Genomic DNA, 18,760 nt, shown 5'->3' with positions numbered 1-18,760 from the left:
GTAGGATGGATTTCAAGCGAATGATACTGAACCTTGCAGAGGGGGAGAGAAACCTTGCGGAGACGGAGGAGAACCTTGCACAAACGAGGTTGAACCTTGCGGAAAAAGGCTAGAACCTTGCAGAAACCAGGTTGAATCTTGCGCAAACCCTAAAACTAGGCGAAGACGCTTATATCTGCACCTGCTTAGTAGTAACTTCATTAAATTAGAAAAACTCACCAATATTTAGCTTGGTGAGTTTTTGTATTACTTCAGTTTTAAATAAAACCAAATGGCATTGATGAAGGTTTGTACCTGACCTTTACTAGAGGTGTCATCAAAGGATGTTAAGAAAGGATTGAGCAATGGCTGAAGCACGCTTTTGCGAACTCGTTCTTTGTTGAGCTCAGAAATAATGGCCTCATAGAGATCCTCTTGCTCCATCGTAAAATTCTCTTCCTCTTCAATGTTCTTTGCCATTTTCATGAGCTCGCTTAACTCTACTGGCTTTCGATCTATATTCATCCTCATTAAATGGACGGAAGAAGGTTCAATTAAAGAAGTATTATGTTGAAGCATATAGGGAATGATAAGACCGATATATTGGAGTAGGACTGCTACAATTCGATGAAGTGAAAACGTTGCATTTGTTACACGTTTTGTAAATAGTAAGTGCTGGAGCATGCCGTGAAATAGTATAGCACTTTCAAAGGCATTTTCAGAAATTTCCTCTCCAAATACGGAAATAAACCGAATCGCTAACCACTCTAGCTCGAATATACGATGCTGCATCACAAGTTTTTTTAGATCTATTTCATTGGAGCTAAGGATTGCATCAAAGAGAGCATATAGGCTTCTTTCTTCATTTAACTGAATAATACTATATATTTGTTGAGCTAAAATCTGTTGGTCCTTTTCGTTTTTCCCAACTTGGATTTGCATACGGAGCTGACTAGCATCATATCGTAATCCTTCTAGTATTTCTGCGATACAATCATTTTTTGAACTAAAATAATTATAAAAGGTTCCTTTTGAAATAGCTGCTCTATCAATGATGTCCTGGATAGAGGTTTGTTGTATTCCTTTTTCTACAAATAGCTTTAAAGCTACATCTGCAACATGTCTTTTACGTTTATTCATAAATCCTCCGATAGTAATCTGATGGCTTTAGTATATATATTGTGAACACAAAGTTCAACTATATTTAAACTAGGTGTACAAATATATTGAAAAAAATGAACTAATGGTTTAATATAATTCGAGTAATGAAGTAAATATAGAAAAATAGAATAGGGGAAAACGAAAGATGAGTGACACTGAAAATAAAAAAGCTACGTATTTAATGCTCGCAGTACTCTTTGTTGGAGCATTTGTATCGTTTTTAAATAACTCCCTTTTAAATGTAGCATTACCTTCCATTATGGTGGACTTAGACGTGGAATATTCTACTGTCCAATGGTTGGCAACTGGTTATATGTTAGTGAGCGGAGTGCTAATACCTGCATCAGCCTTTTTAATAAGAAGGTTTTCGAATAGAACATTATTTCTTACCTCCATGGCAATATTTACGTTAGGTACTGCTATGGCAGCAGTTGCTCCAAATTTTGGCTTCCTTTTAACAGGGCGTATGGTTCAAGCAGCTGGTTCCTCTGTAATGGGGCCTTTACTGATGAACGTAATGCTTGTTGCCTTCCCACGTGAAAAACGAGGAGCGGCTATGGGGATTTTTGGATTAGTTATGATCACAGCCCCTGCAATTGGGCCGACATTATCGGGGTTCATAGTACAATACTATGACTGGCGAGTTCTTTTCATCATGATTTTACCGTTAGCCGTTATTAGCTTGTTACTAGCTGTTTGGAAGCTAGGGAATGTTATGACAACTGACAAAACTGCAACAATTGACTTTGCCTCAATAATCCTTTCGACATTCGGTTTTGGTGGTCTGTTATATGGAGTCAGCACAGCAAGCACAGCTGGCTGGGATGATCCAATTGTAGTAACCACACTAATAGTGGGATTAGTAGCAATAGTTATTTTTGTAATTCGCCAGTTAAAGTTAGAACAGCCATTGTTAGATTTACGCGTATATAAGTATCCGATGTTTGCTTTAGCATCCATTATTTCAATTGTTAATGCAGTTGCTATGTTCTCGGGTATGATTTTAACACCAGCCTATGTGCAAAGTGTACGCGGTATATCTCCCTTAGACTCTGGACTACTAATGCTACCTGGGGCAATTGTTATGGGAATTATGTCTCCGATAACAGGGAAACTTTTCGATAAGTTTGGTCCCCGTACTTTAGCATTAATAGGATTGGTTATTACAGCAATTTCTACTTTCGAATTATCTAGACTACAAATAGATTCTACCTATTTATTTATTGTTATAATCTACACGATACGGATGCTAGGGATGTCTATGGTTATGATGCCAATCATGACAAATGGTTTAAATCAGTTACCAACACGTTTAAACCCGCATGGTACAGCTGTTAACAACACAGCTCAGCAGGTTGCTGGTTCCATTGGTACGGCAGTGCTAGTTTCTATAATGAACTATGTAACCACCAAAGAAGGGGAAAGCCTAATGGCCAACGTTGACCCTGCTACACTGACAGAGCAAACCATGGGCTTACTAGGTCAACAAGCTCTATTAGCAGGGATTCAATACTCCTTCCTAGTTGCTTTGGTTATGAATATAATCGCGTTAGTCTTAGCCTTCTTCTTGAAACGAGTAGATGTAAGCCCTGAATCATTACGTAAAATAGAAGAAGAACACCAAGAACCAAAAGCTTCTAATTAATTTTATTTAAAAAGGGCTAAGACAAATGTCCATTAAAAAACGTAAAATCGGAAACTCGGTTTTACGTTTTTTCTTTTAGTTGCTTGAAGAGGAGGGGGCCCAGGTAAATTGCGAGTCGAAAGCCCACCCTCTGTAACGGAAAAACACTCCAACCAAATATAGATAGAAAACCCGAAATTTTACTCATCGTAAAACTTCGGGTTTTTTATTTTGGAAGTAGATTTATCCTAATATCTTTCATTTTTTCTTTTATGCGTGTTTTGAAAAAAAATAAAAAATAAATATTTAATAAAATGTCTAATTAAAAATAAAAGTGGGTAATAGATTAAAAGGTGTTGTGAAAAAAATAATAGAATATTCCCATAAAATTACTAAAGAGAGAGTGAGAGTTGGAAAATGTTTAATACGTATGAGGTTAAACCCTATTTTGATGAGATGCTAAAATCATGTGGAGAACCAAAACTACATTATCAAAACTTTTACAATATACTTAACCGGTTTTCTGTAGAAGAACTAAAAGAAAAACATGAAACAGCCCAACTTTCCTTTTTAAGACAAGGCATAACCTTTACAGTTTATAACAATAATACGGGAGCGGAACGTACTATGCCTTTTGATTTCATTCCAATTATCATTCCTCCTGAAGATTGGGAGACAATTCAAAAGGGAATGATACAACGCACAGAGGCTTTAAACTGTTTTTTACAAGACATTTACCACAAACAGAAAATTATAAAAGATGGAATTATCCCTCGAGATTTGATAGAGAATAATAAATATTACTATCACAAGCAAATTAAAAATATTAAAATACCATTAAATAACAACATATTTTTAGCAGGTATAGATTTAATTCGTGATGAAACGGGTAAGTATTTGGTGCTTGAGGATAATTTAAGAAACCCATCTGGTCTATCTTATGTATTCCAAAATCGATACGTTATGCGTCAGGTCTATCCCGAATTTTTTGCTAACCACTCCATTCATGCTTTGGAACAGCAAATAACCTATATCTATGAAGCAATCGTAGAACATGCTCCAGAAGGAGTAACTAACCCTAAGGCAGTACTGCTTACTCCAGGAATATATAACTCTGCGTATTACGATCATGTATTTTTAGCTCAACAAATGGGATTGCAGTTGGTCGAAGGCCGTGACCTAACAGTAGTTGATAACATTGTATATATGAAAACAATCCGTGGACTTGAAAAAGTAGATATTATTTATCGTAGAATTGATGATGACTTTTTGGATCCTTAAGAGTTTCGTGAGGATTCTACTCTTGGAGTTCCTGGTTTAATAGATGCATATAAATTAGGCAATGTGGCAATATTAAATGGTATAGGAAATGGTGTTGCTGATGATAAAGCAGTGTATACCTATGTTCCTGATATGATTAGATATTATTTAGAGGAAGAGCCGATTATTGATAACGTGAAAACCTATCGTCTGGATAATATAGAACAGAGGGAATGGGTACTTCAGCATTTATCAGAACTGGTCGTAAAAAATGTTGGTGCCTCAGGTGGCTATGATATGTTAATAGGCCCACATGCTACTAAAAAAGAAATAGAGAGATTTAGGGAAAAAATTTTAAAGACACCGGAGCAGTATATTGCGCAGCCGACTATTCAGCTGTCAAGAGCACCTGCGTATCAAGGAGAAGCGTTTTATCCATGTCATGTAGATTTACGAGTGTTTGTCATTAGAGGAGAGGATACACATGTATTTCCAGGTGGTCTTTCACGTGTAGCATTAAAGAAAGGCTCGCTAGTAGTAAACTCCTCACAAGGTGGTGGAGGTAAAGATACATGGGTCATGAAATCAGGGGGTTTTAGTTCATGTTAAGTCGTGTAGCAGATTCTTTATACTGGATGTCTCGAAATTTTGAGCGAGCGGAACAAAATGCAAGAATTTTAGATGTTCATTTAACTCAAATGGTTGAAACCTCTAGTGATGAATCATTTAAAGAGACACAGTGGAAGCTATTATATGAAGCGTGTTCTACTCTAGATGAATTAGAGGCATTGAAAAATAAAAAGAATAGCAAAGAGGAAGACCTAATATTCTACTTGGCATTAAGTCATGAAAATCCAAATTCGGTTTTCAATTGCGTACGTATTGCTAGAGAGAATGCAAGGGTTTGTCGTGATCACATACCTAATGAACTGTTTGAAGTGTGGAATGACGTCTTTCTATATACAAAAGATGCTCAAAATATCCCTTATTCTCTTCAGAACATGAGGTTATTTCTAAGCCAGATTAAAAAGGCTTCTTTCACTATTCAAGGAATTATTGAGTCAAACATGTCTCGTGGTATAGCTTACCATATGATGAAAATAGGAAATTGGTTAGAACGGGCTGAAAAAACTGCCAGAATTTTAAATGTAGTGTGTGAACATACAAGTGAAGCGGAGCTTTCTTATAAAAGAGATGAATATTATGCGTGGCTATCAGCACTTAGAATGCTGAATGGCTATGAGGCCTATTTGAAGGTGAATAGACCAAAAATGGATCCACGAACAATTCTTGCTTTTCTTATTGTCGATGAAACCTTTCCTAGATCCATTCATTACAATATGAATAGTGTGCAAAATGCAATTGATAATTTGGGAGGACAGAAGGCTAAACACTCAGAAAAGCTCCATTATCTTTTACAAAGGCTTCATCAAGACTTTGATGAAATGACTATTCAGGAGTTAGACTCCGAAGAAATGATGGAATTTCTGAATCGTTTTCAAAACCAATGTAATGAAATTGGGCAAACTTTCTCTGAAACCTATTACTTAATAGAACCAGTTTCTACATCTTCTACACTCCATATTCAAGTACAGACACAGAGTGACAATCATTGGATGAGTGGATCTCAGGTTTCAAATAATGAAAAAGCTTCCTCTTTAAAGTACAAAATTGAGCATACTAATATTTTCGATTATGAAACGATGGTCGATCAAAGTATGAATTCAATTCGTTTAAAGCCGAGAACAGACGAATGTCAACGATTGCTTTCCTACCGCGCAGAAATTAATCCTGTTGCCTTAACTAAGGAACACGTGGATATATGGGGAAACACAGTAGAATCATTTTTTATAGCAGACCATCATCGGCATTTAGAGGTTAAGACAACCTCTATTGTAAGTATTCAAAGAAGTCCGTGGGTTCATCGTATTGATTATTCGCCTGAAATGTACGCAATTTTTCATTCGAATCTTTTTAGAAGTCATTATTTAGCTTATTTAAGTAACACTGCTTACACTTATTTGACTCCAGAGCAAATAGAAAAGGTGGATAATGAAATAGGAGAAATGGTAAATCCGGTTAAATACTCAATTGATTTAATGGGATATTTGTTCAATCATTTCACATACGATGGCTCATCTACTACAGTTACGACTAAGGCGATTGAATCCTTCGACCTTAAAAAAGGTGTTTGTCAGGATATATCGCATGTGATGCTCGGAGTGTTAAGGACAAAGAATATACCAGCTCGGTATGTTAGTGGTTATTTGTATGTTGGAGAAAACTCTGCTTTAGTTGGTGATGCTGCTAGTCATGCATGGGTGGAGGTTATGGTACCTGGAATCGGCTGGGTAGGACTTGATCCAACGAATAACGTGGAGGCGTTAGAAAACCATATACGTGTAGGTGTTGGACGGGATTATAATGATGTTAGCCCTGTCCAAGGAGTATATAGAGGTGGAAGTCATTCGTTAGATGTGAAAGTATCTGTAAGTTTAATCGAGCAATAAGAAAGGCCTCAGCTTCAAAGTTGAGGCTTAATTAATGAGGCTCGACAGACCTATTTTTAAAAACAATGTGTTTAATCGGAAAGATTAAGGGAACATTTTAAATAGAATAAATTTACAAAGGAGGACAAGCAAATGAAGCATTTAAAAGCACTTCTTATTAAATTTCTGATGATAGCAGTAGTCCTTTTAGTTGTTTTGACTTTAATTTTTGATGTCCCATTCCTGGATTCTATATGGACTAGCTTAGTCTTAACTGTTTTAGCTTACATTTTAGGAGACTTCCTATTGTTCCGCCTAGCTGCTAATCGTTCAAGCCAAAATGTTCGAAATATGATTGCCACAGGTGGAGATATTATATTAGCATTCTTAACCATTTGGTTTATGCAAATTGCATTAGTAGATGCTGACGGAAATCTAGCGCTTGGAACACTTATTGCTGCATTAGTTATTGGTGGAGGCGAATGGTTCTTCCATAAATATTTGGATGGAAATGTATTTTACAAAAATAAACGTACAACAGCAGATGTCGCTGCCGATTATGGAGATTAACAAAAAAACCCTCTTTTCTAAGGGGGTTTTTGTTATGGTTTGTTATTCTATTCAAGAAGAAGTGTTCGGGTGTCTAAAGAGTTACTTCAACGGCAAGCTGCTAATTGTTTTCGATCTAGCTTTCCTAAAGTGGTATAAGGTAATTGGTCAACAAAGATTATATCCTTTGGAAGATGAATACGTGGAATCCTTAAGCTAAGCCACTCTAATAAAGTTATCTCTGTTAATTGTTCGCCTTCGTTGTTCAGTTCGACGTATGCTATTAGCCTTTGACCATATTGTTCGTCAGCTATGCCTAAAATGGCCACTTCTTTTATCAAAGGATGATGTATTAATACTTGTTCTACTTCTTTAGGGTATATGTTGACCCCTGCAGAAACTATAAGATCGTCTGTTCTCCCACACAAGTAGTAATATCCGTTTGTATCCCTATATCCCATATCTCCAGTCTCCATCCAGGAAGCTTCTTTGTTTTTTATAGACCATCTGTTCTTTGTACATAGCTGTCCAATCTGTCCTTCTTTTAGTTGATTCCCATTTCCAATCACTTCTAGTATCCCCCCTTTAACTAATCGGCCAATTGTGTCAGGAGAGTATTGCAAGTCTTTCGGTGTAGCAATCGTATTTAGACCAGCTTCGGAAGTGCCATAAAGGTTGTAGAGAATGGGTCCTAGCTTATTGTTGACCTCTTCTACTAGCTTGGCATTAAGGTGTGCTCCCCCTGAAGCAATACATTGTAGAGAGGTTAAATAATCAGGTTTATGCTTAACCAATTTATGAATCATAAGAGGTACAACTGTTATTATTTCGACTTTATGTCTTCTAATGATTTGACTAGCCTTTTCTGCTTGAAAGTACTCTGAAAGGATTACTTTTTTCCCTAGAGCGATAAAGGTAAGCAAAATTGCGATACCATACCCATGATAGAGAGGCGTTGCAATATATGCCGTACGATATTGCATTAGCCTCAATCGTTCTAACACAGTTAAAAAGGGATGTAAGTAGTTGATTAAAGAAGGTTTATGGATTGCTTTTTTAGGTGTCCCAGTTGTCCCGCCTGTTAGCAATATGAGCCTACCTTTTGACGATCTTTTCATCGATGTAGCTTTTAGTCTGATATCTTCATGAATGAAATAGTAAATGTAACTACTTTCAATTGCCAAGTGGAGTAAGGAGTAGTTGAAGATCTTTTAATAGTGATCTGGCTTCTTCATCATATATGTATAAATCGAAATGATAGGTGTCTACTAATTGCTTAAATTGAATGGTACTCATCGTTGGATTCATCAAATAAACATTAGTTCCTAAGCGGGAAGCAGCAAAAATAGAATGAACAAAATGATGATGATTTTTGCTTAAAATAGCTACATTTTTTACCTGAACTTAAATGCCGGTTGTCTTTCAAGTAAATAGAAGCAACCTCACAGTTCCTTGCTAATTGGTTATATGTAATACTTTCGGTGTCGGTTACTATGGCTATCTGATTGCCAAATCTTTTTTCCGCAAGCCGTACTAAAACCATTAAGTTAATACCTTCTTTATAAATCGTAAAGATTAAACGAAACAAGCCAGAAGGAGAGAGGAGCCCTATCTTCCATATTACTTGCAGTAAGGAAATAATCATTTGTTAAGCCCTCTTTTCTGAAGGAGTTTAGGCAATACATAATCCCATCCTCTTCGGCCGACTAATGAACCTATTTGACCGAAAATCAGCCACCAAGGTTGAAAAGTTTTTCTTTTTGTATAAAGGAAATTTGCTATAATCTTTGCAACATGTAAAGGACTCATGGCAGGTGTATTACGATAGGCAAGGGTAGGCTCAATCATTGGAGTCCTAACTAATGGTAGGTATACCGTGGTAGTTAAAATACCCTTTCCATTTATTTCGGGAGACACGGAGCGGAACCATGTATCAAATGCAGATTTAGACGCCTGATAAGCGGCCCAAAAAGGTATAGGAAGAAGCAAGGCATTAACTGTCGACACATTTACAATATGCCCTTTATTTTTTTCTATTAAAGGTATGGTGGACAATAGCAGTTGCACGGGAGCGAAGTAATTAATGGCCATCGTCCTAGTGAAATCATGATAACGATTTAATGACTTGTCAATCGAACGATTAATGGACAAGCCTGCATTACTAACGATAATATCCAGTCCATTGGGGAGCTGATGCAAAAAGCGTAGTAATCTTTCCAGATCTTTATCTTCTCTCATATCTGCCGAAATAATGCTTACCTTAGCTTTGTAGGATTCTATATCTTCTTTTATTAGCAATAGTTCTTTTTCGCGTCTTGCTACCAATACAAGGTGTACGTTTATATTCTTTAAAACAAACGCAAGCTCTCTACCTATTCCAGAGCTAGCTCCAGTAATAAGAACTGTTTTAGCATCAAGTTTATCTTCTAGCTTTCTTTCATCCAAATGAATAGAAGGGAAGAGTATTTTTTCTACAATAGAATAGTTAACCATTTTAAACAGCCCTTTATGATTAGAAAATTTAGTTATATACATTTTAACACCTAAACCAGACACAAAATACAAAAATCGGAAAATTTAGAATCTAATTATTAGCTTTCTACGTTTTAATATGATATTATTACCTCGAATTAGAGATATATTGAACTGAGGTAAGTCGTTAGTTTATAGCTTTACCTGAAAGAGCAAGTTTTGTATTTAAAATGTTTGGGCAAAATAAATAAGAGCAAAGGTAGGAGGAAAAGATATGTTGAAAATAGGTATTATTTTAGGGTCTACCCGTGAAGGTAGATTAAGCCCACAAGTGGGTAACTGGGTGAAAGAAATAGCAGACAAGCGTGGAGATGCTCAATATGAAATTATTGATATTGCTGAATTCAAGCTCCCATTACTTGGAGAAGCTGGTGTAGATGCTTCTGGTGCCGCAGCCTGGTCTTCAAGAGTTGCTAATTGTGATGGATTCGTATTTATCGTGCAAGAATACAACCATTCCATTACAGGTGCATTAAAAAATGCGCTAGATTATCTACGTGTGGAGTGGAACAATAAAGCAGCAGGAATCGTATCTTACGGATCAGTAGGTGGAGCTCGTGCAGCCGAGCACTTAAGAGGTATTCTAGGAGAGCTATTAGTAGCAGACGTACGCGTACATCCTGCCCTATCATTATTTACCGACTTTGAAAACGGTACAGACTTCAAACCAGCTGCCGTTCAAACAGACTCAGTAAACCAAATGCTAGACCAAGTCATCCCATGGGCAACAGCACTAAAAACCATTAGGTAACAAGAAAAGCGAAAGCGCCTATCCCTGCCCCGACAGGCAAATGGGAAAATGCGAGGAGGCAGCTCTTCAGCCACCGCAAACGCTCTTGTTTTCGACGAGCTTGCACAGGAGCAGTATTATCCCATTTGACCCGAGGGGCAAGGCACAGTAGCTAGACACCAAGAAAAGCGAAAGCGCCTATCCCTGTCCCGACAGGCAAATGGGAAAATGCGAGGAGGCAGCTCCTCGTAATAGCTTACAATTACAAAAATCCACTCTACTGTATAAGAAGAGTGGATTTTTGCATTCATACGATGTTGCAAAGAATTACAAGCTAATCAGGTTGTTGGAACTTCTTTTGGCGAGCGACTAGTAAGATTTTTCTCTTTCATTGAAAAACCAGTGAGTCCGTAAACAAACGTAAAAATTGGAGTTAGCAATGCTAAAAAGCAGAATGGAAGATAAGTCAATGTCGGTACTCCTAGCGTAGTTGCAGTGAAGACGCCACTTGCTGTCCAAGGTAGCAAAGCACAGCCCTGTGTTGCGGTATCTTCCATAGCCCTTGAAAGATTTTCAGGCCGTAAATTAAACTTATCAAACAGTGGTTTCATGAATGTTCCAGTCATAACTCCTGCAAACGAGAAGCTTCCCCCAAGACCGAGTGTAAAATAGGACATGATCATCGTTACAAAAACGAGTAATGCTCTACTCTTAATCATTTTAATTATAGAATCAATGATGGTTACTAGCACTCCCGAGATATTCAATAAACCCCCTAAGCCAAGGGCGAAAATAAAGATTGCTACCATTGGCAGCATGCTTACTAATCCCCCTCGCTGTAGCAAGGAATCAATCGCTTCAATACCTGATTCTACAAAAAAGCCATTATAAGCTACTCCCAAAATACTTGTCATATCTATACCTTGGTAAAAAATAGCGATAAGGGCACCTGCGACCCCGCCTAAAAAAACGGAGATAATAGCGGGTTGTTTTGTAATTAGTAGTACAAAGAGAAATAGTGCTGGAATAATAGAGATAATACCTAAATTAAAGTTTGCTGCTAAATATCCAGTCAAGCTATTAACTTCAGCTGAATTAACAGCTGCCACTTCGGTATTTAAACCGATAAGGGTAAATATAATTGCTGATAAAACGTAGGCGGGAACGGTTGTCCAAAGCATGTGCTTCACATGTGTAAAGACATCAATGCCTACTACTGCGGCAGCAAGGTTTGTTGTATCGGATAAGGGAGAAAGCTTGTCTCCAAAGTAAGCCCCACTTACGATCGCTCCAGCTGTCATCGCCAGAGAAACATCTAAGCTTTGACCTACCCCAATCATAGCAATCCCTGCTGTGCCTAAAGTTGCCCAAGAAGAGCCTGTAGCCATGGAGACCACAGAACAAAATAAAAGAGTAGTTACCAAGAAAAATTGAGGAGAAATAGATTGAATTCCATAATAGATTAAAGTAGGAACTGTACCAGATGCTATCCATGTACCGATTAATATTCCTACTGACATTAATATTAGGGAAGGCTTGAGGGCTTTAAGCATGGAAGCAAACATTGCTTTTTCAATTTCTTCATAAGAATAGCCAAGACGCAAAACAAAAGGGATGAGAACAACGATCGCAGTGAACAGCATAATTTGAATAGGGGCTTCCAATAGTATCAATCCAGTGGATATAACCGCAACCATTAAAATGAGGATGAATAATGAATAGGATAAAGATGGTTTTTTTATTGTTTTTTCCATTTAATCACTCCTTTTATTAGATATAAAATCAAGAACTAAAGCTAATACTATGTTGTTATATTATTCAGAAAATATAATAGTGGTAACTAGATACCCTCTTTTTGTGTATTATTAACATTTTTTTGAGAAGTTTTTGTACATTTTTCTAAATGGAGCAGTTTGAGTGGGGGCTTTTTAATAAATTAGAAATAAAAGAAAGCCCCATCACCGGGTGATGGAGCTGATGATATTATTATTATTTTTGTGTTGCTCGGAACCCTGCTGCTTCAGCTTCTTCCTTACTGCAAAACATTTCTTCGGCAACTGTCATTTCATAATATTGCTGACCAGGGACATGATAGATTTTCTCACCCTTAGAATTGATATTACCTTTTATTGTACAATCAGTAATACTATCCGGTTTCTTTTCCTCATTAGCTTTTTTAACTGCTTTCACTTCTTCAACCGCATCTTTATCGTAGCCCCTGTTCGTAACATAATTCTCCACTGACCATATCCCGATTGCTTGCTGTTGAGCTTTTTTCTGAATGGCTTCAAACCAGTTTACATGCTTAGTATTAGGTGCGTAAATGTAAGCAACTCGGGCAAGACCTTGTTTTAACAGTTCTTCTTGCAGACTCTTTCCATCAGAAGTATAGATATAAGCAAGAAGTCGATTATATTTATCTCTATAGGAGACATCGAACTCTAAAAAGACAGTATCCTGCCCCTTCAGTAATTGTTTCGTAAAATCCTTTGCATCCTGTCCAAAAGGCTGTTCTCCTAGCTTAGGATGGTTAGTTTCGGGAGTGTCTACCAATAAAAAGCGCACGTTTTCATTTGCACCATTGTATTTTATTTTAATCGTATCCCCGTCGATCACGCTGACCAATGGAAATTCCTCAAGCTTAGAGACGTCATGAGTAGTGCTCGACGTAGCTTCAGATGATTCTTTTTTTGTAGCTGTCTCCGAAGTTTTCTGCTCAGTGATTGGATTTTTGTCCTCCACCACTAACTGATCTATACTGCTGCATGCTCCTAGTAAGATGGTTAAGGATAAAATATACATAATCCATTTTTTCATGTTTCATACCTCTCTCTTTCAATCGGTCACTATCTTAACATACAAGTAAAAGAGAGTGAAAGAGAAATCGAAGAATTCAGTACGTAAGATGTAGTCATTTTCCATTTTAATATTTTTCATTTACATTGAACGTTTTTATGTAAATTAACGTCTAACAGTTACAAAAGAGGGGGAACAAAAATGGAGCACCTAGTTAGGAAAGCAATCACAGGAGATGACGATGCTTTCTTACAGCTAATGCAAATACATCGTGATGTTCTATATAAAACTGCCTTTATATATTTAAAAAATGAACATGATGTGTTGGAGGCTCTTCAGGAAGTGACGTTTCGAGCCTATACCAAGCGTCACCAAGTAAAGGAACCGTCCTTCTTTCAAACTTGGCTAGTGAGAATCCTGTTGAATTATTGTATGGACACATTGAAGAAGCAGGGCAATTTATTTTCGTTAAATGAAGATGTAGAAAAAGAACAACATTCCTCTAACCAGGATCTTATGCTTGCACTTAGAGAGTTGCCGAGTGCACAACGAGAGCTCATTCATTTAAAATACTTTAATGATTTAAAGGTGAGCGAAATTGCAAGAAGGCTAAAAATTCCAGAGGGGACAGTTAAGTCAAGATTACATCATACGCTAAAGAAAATTCGTGTTTTTATGGGAGAGAGAGGGGGCGATGTTTAATGACCAACGTAAAACAAATTAAGCATTTAGTAAATGAACAAATGGAAGCTATCCAGGTTAGTTCAGCTACTGGAGGCGCCATATTAAACGGTATTAAGATAGCACAAAGAAAAAAACAGCGCAGGTCTAAGATAGGATTTAGCCTCTCAGCTATAGCCGTGCTTTTCCTTGGCTTCGCCTTTATGACACGCATTTCTCCAGCCTTTGCCCAGATTTTTGAGGATGTACCGGGCTTGGGGGCTATTGTAGCGATCGTAGAATATGACAGGGGGGTAGAAGATAGTGTCGTAAACAACTATTTTGAGGCAATTGGTGTTTCTGTAAAAGAAAATGATGTTACTTTTACGTTAGATGCGGTGATAGCGGATGCTACTGGTATGCTACTCTCGTATACCCTCGAGTCTCCTAATCCCGTAAATGATTATCATCTAGGAGACACAGTCCTGCTCCAAAATGAGGAAGAGCTTGGTCTTGCTTACGTAACTTCCGAGCATACTCAAGAAGATGTGATTCAAAAAATGGAGAGCACCATTAGGATCTCTGACCCTAGTGGTGTGATTGATTATAATAATCCAGACTTTACATTAAAGTTTTCAATACGTGGAGAAGAGGATTTAAAATTTGTCATACCATTTGAGTTGAAAAATAAAGTTGCCAAGCCAAAGCATTACAAGCTAAATCGTGAGGTGGTAGTAGAAGGACAAAAATTTACTGTAGAACAAGTAAAAATATCTCCTTTGCATGTCGCGATTGATATAAAAACGGATCCACAAAATGATATGGTTATTTTTAATTTTTCTTCTATTAAATTGCAGAATGAAAGAGGAAACGTATGGGGAAGTGGATCCACATCCATTAGTAGCTTTGGAAGTGCTGATACTACGAAAAGAACGATTTATTTAGAAAGCAATTATTTTCAGGAATCAGAAGAATTATATTTAGTTATCGGTGATATTTTGGCTATGCCAAGGGATGAACGAGAGATCGTTATAGACTTTGATAAAAAAGAAGTGGCTTCTATATCTAAACAATATCCTTTGCAGCTAGAAATAATAGATGAGTCTAGCTTCAAGGTGGATTTTGACAATAATTTAGGCTTTAATCAAACCATTTTCACTAACGGCGAGGATAGAAATGGCCGTAAAGTGCCGCTAGCTATATCTCATAGACTTTCTGACACCACTAATTCTCAAGTATTTACTTTAGAGCAAGGAACCAAGAATAATCCAGTAACCTTTGTACTGCAGGGATATCCTAACTATTTGAAGAACGATACACGCATTAAGGTTAAATAGGGAGTGCTTAAAACACAGTCATTAAAAAAAGAAATTTAATACCATTTAGTTTCTTGTTGTGGGATAATTAGGAAAAACGTGGGAGGTACTATGGCACTTTTTCTAGGATTATTATCTATGTTGTTTGGTTCTCTTTTTATGTCATTGACAGTTGATGAGCTAGGTTCGATTGGTAACTTATTTTTATTGATCTATGGGATAGGTTTATTTTTGCTTGGTGCATTGGTGCTTGGCTCGAGAAAAAAGAAACGAGTAAGAAAGCCTATGAACATCAAACGAACAGGTATTTCCTTAGCTGTTTTAGGGCTCATTTTATTATTTGGAAGTTACATTCAGAAGAATATACCTCTAGTCTACCTTGGCTCTATCCTATTAATAGCTGGTGTTATTTTTATGCTAACTAAGCTTGAAGAAGTTCAGTTAAATGTAAAGCCAATAGTAATATGCATATATATGATTACATTTGGAATGGTGATGGTTATCACTACATTTTTGGGATTACCAAATGAAGATTTAAGAACCTTCGGATTTGTCCAGTTAATGCTGGGGATTATTTTTGCCGTGCTTGAAAGCGTGAAGGAAATAAAACCTCCAGCTAAGCAAATGTCCTTTAAAGCAAAATAATATATTTTTTCTCCAAATGAGGGTACTCTAAATGTGTGAGAAAAACTTATACATAAGGAGAGATTTGCATGCAAGCAATTACAGGGAAAACAGCATTAATCACTGGTGCAGGTCGAGGCATTGGTCGCGCAACAGCTATAGCCTTTGCTAAAGAGGGTATTAACCTTGGACTTTTAGGAAGAACAATCGAAAACTTAGAGGCAGTTGCAAGTGAGCTACAAACATATGGTGTAAAAGTTTCCATAGCTGCTGCTGATGTATCCAACATGGAATCTGTGAACAGTGCAGTTGAAAAAATCCGTGGGGAGCTTGGCCCAATCGAAATCTTGGTAAACAATGCCGGCATCTCTAAATTCGGTAAATTCCTTGAAGTAGATCCAGAGGACTGGGCTAAGATCATTCAAGTAAATGTGATGGGCGTGTACTACGTAACTAGAGCAGTACTACCAGACATGATCGAAAAAAATGCAGGGGACATTATTAATATCTCTTCTACTGCAGGACAAAAGGGAGCTCCAGTTACAAGTGCTTATAGTGCATCTAAAGCTGCGGTAATCGCACTAAGTGAATCTCTAATGCTAGAAGTAAGAAAGCAAAATATCCGTGTTGTTACATTAACACCAAGCACTATTGCTACAGACATGGCAATCGAATTAAACCTGACAGACGGAAATCCAGAAAAAGTAATGCAACCAGAAGACATCGCTGACTTTATGGTAGCTCAGCTGAAAATGAACCCAAGAATTCTGCTTAAATCTGCAGGACTATGGTCAACTAATCCATAATAATTATAAAATGGTCGCGATGAAAATCGCGGCCATTTTTTTGGTGCGCCCGGCATGCGCATGAACTATAGGGTGCAAGTCCCGAACCGCGAAGACAGAAGTAGAGGTTAGCCAAGAGCAAGGGTGTCCGTAGTGATACGGAATCTGAAGGAAGCTGGAGGCAAAGCACCGGTCCGAGGAACACGAACCTCATAGAAGGCTAGGTATGATTGAGCGAGTTTGCCAAACAAAACAAAGCTCTTTCTGTCGAAGGTCATACCAAGTAAATGAGGCGGATAGATGGTGTGAAAGTGCATGCGCTTACCCGGGGAGGTCTGACAGAGACGTGAAGTACCCTTCATAACCTGCTTGGTGACAAGCAGCTGAACTGTCAGAAGTCAGCAGAGGTAATAGTACGAATGGGTCTAGAACCACTCGGAAGGACCGAACAATTAAGAGAGAATAGCCCTTGGCTTTCCAACTTGGATGTTTGAACACAGAAAACTAGTGCCTCACGCTTAGAAAGTAGTGGTGAATCCCACGAGGGTATTTGCGGAGGGTGTAGTCCAGTTGGGCAAAAGAAGATAAGCTATTCACGGAAAGGAACGAAATGGTGATGTTGAATCAGATACTTGAACGGAAAAACATGATGCAAGCGTTAAAGCGAGTGGAAGCGAATAAAGGAAGCCATGGAGTAGACATGATGCCCGTACAAACCTTACGACAGCACATCCTCGAAAATTGGAAAACCATTAAATCGCAGATTTTAAATGGAACCTATGAACCACAGCCAGTACGTCGAATCGAAATCCCGAAACCAGACGGTGGTGTGCGTCTATTAGGTATTCCAACCGTGACAGATCGTTTGATTCAACAAGCTATATCGCAGATACTATCTGAGGAATATGATAAAACATTTTCGGATTACAGTTATGGATTCCGACCAAATCGGAGTGCCCATGATGCCATTCGAAAAGCAAAGGGTTATATAAAAGAGGGTTATCGATGGGTTGTGGATATGGATTTAGAGAAATTCTTTGATAAGGTCAATCATGACCGACTAATGGCAACGTTAGCGAAACGAATTTCAGATAAACCTTTACTAAAACTCATTCGTAAATATCTCCAATCCGGTGTCATGATAAATGGCGTAGTTTCCAGTACAGAAGAAGGAACCCCGCAAGGTGGACCTCTAAGTCCACTCTTATCAAACATCGTATTAGACGAACTTGATAAAGAGTTAGAGAAACGTGGACATAAATTCGTACGGTACGCAGATGATTGCAATATCTATGTGAAGAGTGAACGGGCAGGGGTACGAACAATGGCGAGTGTACAACGATTTATTGAAGGAAAACTTCAACTGAAAGTTAACGAAAAGAAATCGGCAGTGGACCGCCCTTGGAATCGAAAATTCTTGGCGTTTAGCTTTACTGCTCATAAAGAACCGAAGGTTCGTATTGCAAAAACAAGCCTACAACGAATGAAGAAGAAAATACGAGAAATTACCTCTAGAAGGATGCCATATTCCATGGAATATAGAATCGAAAAGTTGAACCAATATCTAGTGGGTTGGTGTGGATATTTCGCCTTAGCAGATACACCTACCACATTTAAAACACTGGATAGCTGGATTAAACGAAGGTTACGTATGTGCCTGTGGAAGGATTGGAAGAAACCTCGAACAAGAGTTAGAAATCTTACTCGATTAAAAGTTCCTTATGGGAAAGCATACGAGTGGGGAAATACTCGAAAAGGGTACTGGCGCATTTCTAAAAGCCCCATATTACACAGAACCCTCGGCAAATCCTTTTGGGAAAGCCAAGGGCTGAAAAGTCTGCAAGTTCGTTACGAAACTTTGCGTTATTCATCTTAATTGAACCGCCGTATACGGAACCGTACGTACGGTGGTGTGAGAGGTCGGGGGTTAATCGCTCCCTCCTACTCGATTTTTAGTCATGTCAGCTCGGACTCCTACAATGCCTGGCTAGATTACTACAATCAACTCAAACTTTACGACAATCAAGAAATGGATTACGACAATGCCACCACGAATTACTACAATCCAAATGGACTATGATAATGACCGGATAGATTACTACAATCAACTAAAAATTTACGACAATCGAGCAATGGATTACGACAATGCCACCACGAATTACTACGATCCAAATGGATTACGATAATGACCGGCTAGATTACTACAATCAACTCAAACTTTACAACAATCGAGCAATGGATTACGACAATGCCCA

The 18,760-nt window shown here is 37.9% G+C and carries 17 protein-coding genes and 1 pseudogene; 11 read left to right on the top strand and 7 right to left on the bottom strand.

All coding sequences use genetic code 11. From position 1 onward, the window contains the following. Window positions 1-246: 246 nt before the first annotated feature. Window positions 247-1,119, bottom strand: a complete 873-nt coding sequence (locus MKY09_RS16330; protein ID WP_169360446.1) for a TetR/AcrR family transcriptional regulator — start codon at window positions 1,117-1,119, stop codon at window positions 247-249. Between the two features lie 166 nt (window positions 1,120-1,285). Here MKY09_RS16330 and MKY09_RS16325 point away from each other — a divergent pair, with 166 nt between their 5' ends. The 4 genes and pseudogenes from MKY09_RS16325 (at window position 1,286) to MKY09_RS16310 (ending at window position 7,083) form a co-directional block, all read left to right on the top strand. Beyond that, complete coding sequence (locus MKY09_RS16325) at window positions 1,286-2,785, top strand: DHA2 family efflux MFS transporter permease subunit (RefSeq protein WP_298470153.1); 1,500 nt, start codon at window positions 1,286-1,288, stop codon at window positions 2,783-2,785. A gap of 396 nt (window positions 2,786-3,181) precedes the next feature. Next, window positions 3,182-4,633: pseudogene (locus tag MKY09_RS16320) on the top strand (circularly permuted type 2 ATP-grasp protein). Further along, window positions 4,627-6,534, top strand: a complete 1,908-nt coding sequence (locus MKY09_RS16315) for an alpha-E domain-containing protein (protein WP_298470151.1) — start codon at window positions 4,627-4,629, stop codon at window positions 6,532-6,534. Before MKY09_RS16320 ends, MKY09_RS16315 begins: the two are co-directional and overlap by 7 nt. 132 nt (window positions 6,535-6,666) lie before the next feature. Continuing rightward, a complete protein-coding gene (locus MKY09_RS16310) occupies window positions 6,667-7,083 on the top strand; it encodes a DUF2512 family protein (protein WP_298470149.1) in 417 nt (138 codons plus the stop codon). A gap of 86 nt (window positions 7,084-7,169) precedes the next feature. Here MKY09_RS16310 and MKY09_RS16305 read toward each other — a convergent pair whose 3' ends face one another. Genes MKY09_RS16305 through MKY09_RS16290 form a run of 4 tightly spaced genes read right to left on the bottom strand, consistent with a single transcriptional unit; the run spans window position 7,170 to window position 9,555 of the window. Beyond that, entirely contained in the window at window positions 7,170-8,180 is a 1,011-nt protein-coding gene (locus MKY09_RS16305) for a fatty acid--CoA ligase family protein (RefSeq protein ID WP_342567119.1), read from the bottom strand. A 55-nt stretch (window positions 8,181-8,235) separates the two neighbouring features. After that, window positions 8,236-8,373, bottom strand: coding sequence for a hypothetical protein (locus tag MKY09_RS16300; protein ID WP_342567118.1), 138 nt, complete (start codon window positions 8,371-8,373; stop codon window positions 8,236-8,238). Window positions 8,374-8,380: 7 nt separating this feature from the next. Beyond that, window positions 8,381-8,707, bottom strand: coding sequence for a hypothetical protein (locus MKY09_RS16295; RefSeq protein WP_342567117.1), 327 nt, complete (start codon window positions 8,705-8,707; stop codon window positions 8,381-8,383). Further along, window positions 8,704-9,555: an SDR family NAD(P)-dependent oxidoreductase gene (locus MKY09_RS16290; protein ID WP_298470145.1), complete on the bottom strand. Its 852-nt coding sequence runs from the start codon at window positions 9,553-9,555 to the stop codon at window positions 8,704-8,706. The genes MKY09_RS16295 and MKY09_RS16290 overlap by 4 nt, the downstream gene beginning before the upstream one ends. Window positions 9,556-9,808: 253 nt before the next feature. Between MKY09_RS16290 and MKY09_RS16285 the strand changes: the two genes are divergently transcribed. Beyond that, window positions 9,809-10,345 carry an NADPH-dependent FMN reductase gene (locus tag MKY09_RS16285; protein ID WP_298470143.1) on the top strand — a complete coding sequence of 179 codons (537 nt, stop codon included), beginning with the start codon at window positions 9,809-9,811 and terminating at the stop codon, window positions 10,343-10,345. A 317-nt stretch (window positions 10,346-10,662) separates the two neighbouring features. Here MKY09_RS16285 and nhaC read toward each other — a convergent pair whose 3' ends face one another. Together nhaC and MKY09_RS16275 are read right to left on the bottom strand one after the other, a co-directional pair. Further along, the gene (gene nhaC / locus MKY09_RS16280) at window positions 10,663-12,078 is read right to left on the bottom strand and encodes a Na+/H+ antiporter NhaC (protein WP_342567116.1); all 1,416 of its coding nucleotides are present in this window, start codon (window positions 12,076-12,078) and stop codon (window positions 10,663-10,665) included. Between the two features lie 235 nt (window positions 12,079-12,313). Further along, on the bottom strand, window positions 12,314-13,141 hold the full coding sequence (locus MKY09_RS16275) for a thermonuclease family protein (protein ID WP_342567115.1): 828 nt from the start codon (window positions 13,139-13,141) through the stop codon (window positions 12,314-12,316). Window positions 13,142-13,321: 180 nt separating this feature from the next. On the opposite strand from MKY09_RS16275, the gene MKY09_RS16270 reads away from it, so the two are divergent. From MKY09_RS16270 to MKY09_RS16245, 6 genes are all read left to right on the top strand, one after another. Beyond that, a complete protein-coding gene (locus MKY09_RS16270; protein ID WP_298470140.1) occupies window positions 13,322-13,822 on the top strand; it encodes a sigma-70 family RNA polymerase sigma factor in 501 nt (166 codons plus the stop codon). Beyond that, the gene (locus MKY09_RS16265) at window positions 13,822-15,117 is read left to right on the top strand and encodes a DUF4179 domain-containing protein (protein ID WP_298470138.1); all 1,296 of its coding nucleotides are present in this window, start codon (window positions 13,822-13,824) and stop codon (window positions 15,115-15,117) included. The genes MKY09_RS16270 and MKY09_RS16265 overlap by 1 nt, the downstream gene beginning before the upstream one ends. A gap of 90 nt (window positions 15,118-15,207) precedes the next feature. Beyond that, window positions 15,208-15,741, top strand: coding sequence for a hypothetical protein (locus tag MKY09_RS16260; protein ID WP_298470136.1), 534 nt, complete (start codon window positions 15,208-15,210; stop codon window positions 15,739-15,741). Window positions 15,742-15,809: 68 nt separating this feature from the next. Then, window positions 15,810-16,526, top strand: coding sequence for a 3-ketoacyl-ACP reductase (locus MKY09_RS16255; protein WP_169360527.1), 717 nt, complete (start codon window positions 15,810-15,812; stop codon window positions 16,524-16,526). Between the two features lie 592 nt (window positions 16,527-17,118). Next, window positions 17,119-18,381, top strand: a complete 1,263-nt coding sequence (gene ltrA, locus MKY09_RS16250; RefSeq protein ID WP_342568260.1) for a group II intron reverse transcriptase/maturase — start codon at window positions 17,119-17,121, stop codon at window positions 18,379-18,381. A gap of 166 nt (window positions 18,382-18,547) precedes the next feature. After that, a complete protein-coding gene (locus MKY09_RS16245) occupies window positions 18,548-18,691 on the top strand; it encodes a hypothetical protein (RefSeq protein ID WP_298470134.1) in 144 nt (47 codons plus the stop codon). Window positions 18,692-18,760 lie beyond the last annotated feature (69 nt).

The sequence above is a fragment of the Psychrobacillus sp. FSL K6-4046 genome (genome assembly GCF_038624605.1).
Taxonomy (GTDB): Bacteria; Bacillota; Bacilli; order Bacillales_A; family Planococcaceae; genus Psychrobacillus.
Note: the sequence above shows the minus strand (reverse complement) of the source record. Positions and strands in the feature narration are given on the sequence as shown.

Bases quoted from the DNA above. Each gene is read 5' to 3' on its own strand.
- MKY09_RS16305 (WP_342567119.1), bottom strand. From the start codon at position 8,180: ATGAAAAGATCGTCAAAAGGTAGGCTCATATTGCTAACAGGCGGGACA.
- MKY09_RS16325 (WP_298470153.1), top strand. From the start codon at position 1,286: ATGAGTGACACTGAAAATAAAAAAGCTACGTATTTAATGCTCGCAGTA.
- MKY09_RS16330 (WP_169360446.1), bottom strand. From the start codon at position 1,119: ATGAATAAACGTAAAAGACATGTTGCAGATGTAGCTTTAAAGCTATTT.
- MKY09_RS16315 (WP_298470151.1), top strand. From the start codon at position 4,627: ATGTTAAGTCGTGTAGCAGATTCTTTATACTGGATGTCTCGAAATTTT.
- MKY09_RS16270 (WP_298470140.1), top strand. From the start codon at position 13,322: ATGGAGCACCTAGTTAGGAAAGCAATCACAGGAGATGACGATGCTTTC.
- nhaC (WP_342567116.1), bottom strand. From the start codon at position 12,078: ATGGAAAAAACAATAAAAAAACCATCTTTATCCTATTCATTATTCATC.
- MKY09_RS16285 (WP_298470143.1), top strand. From the start codon at position 9,809: ATGTTGAAAATAGGTATTATTTTAGGGTCTACCCGTGAAGGTAGATTA.
- MKY09_RS16275 (WP_342567115.1), bottom strand. From the start codon at position 13,141: ATGAAAAAATGGATTATGTATATTTTATCCTTAACCATCTTACTAGGA.
- MKY09_RS16295 (WP_342567117.1), bottom strand. From the start codon at position 8,707: ATGATTATTTCCTTACTGCAAGTAATATGGAAGATAGGGCTCCTCTCT.
- MKY09_RS16265 (WP_298470138.1), top strand. From the start codon at position 13,822: ATGACCAACGTAAAACAAATTAAGCATTTAGTAAATGAACAAATGGAA.
- MKY09_RS16245 (WP_298470134.1), top strand. From the start codon at position 18,548: ATGCCACCACGAATTACTACAATCCAAATGGACTATGATAATGACCGG.
- MKY09_RS16310 (WP_298470149.1), top strand. From the start codon at position 6,667: ATGAAGCATTTAAAAGCACTTCTTATTAAATTTCTGATGATAGCAGTA.
- MKY09_RS16260 (WP_298470136.1), top strand. From the start codon at position 15,208: ATGGCACTTTTTCTAGGATTATTATCTATGTTGTTTGGTTCTCTTTTT.
- MKY09_RS16255 (WP_169360527.1), top strand. From the start codon at position 15,810: ATGCAAGCAATTACAGGGAAAACAGCATTAATCACTGGTGCAGGTCGA.
- MKY09_RS16290 (WP_298470145.1), bottom strand. From the start codon at position 9,555: ATGGTTAACTATTCTATTGTAGAAAAAATACTCTTCCCTTCTATTCAT.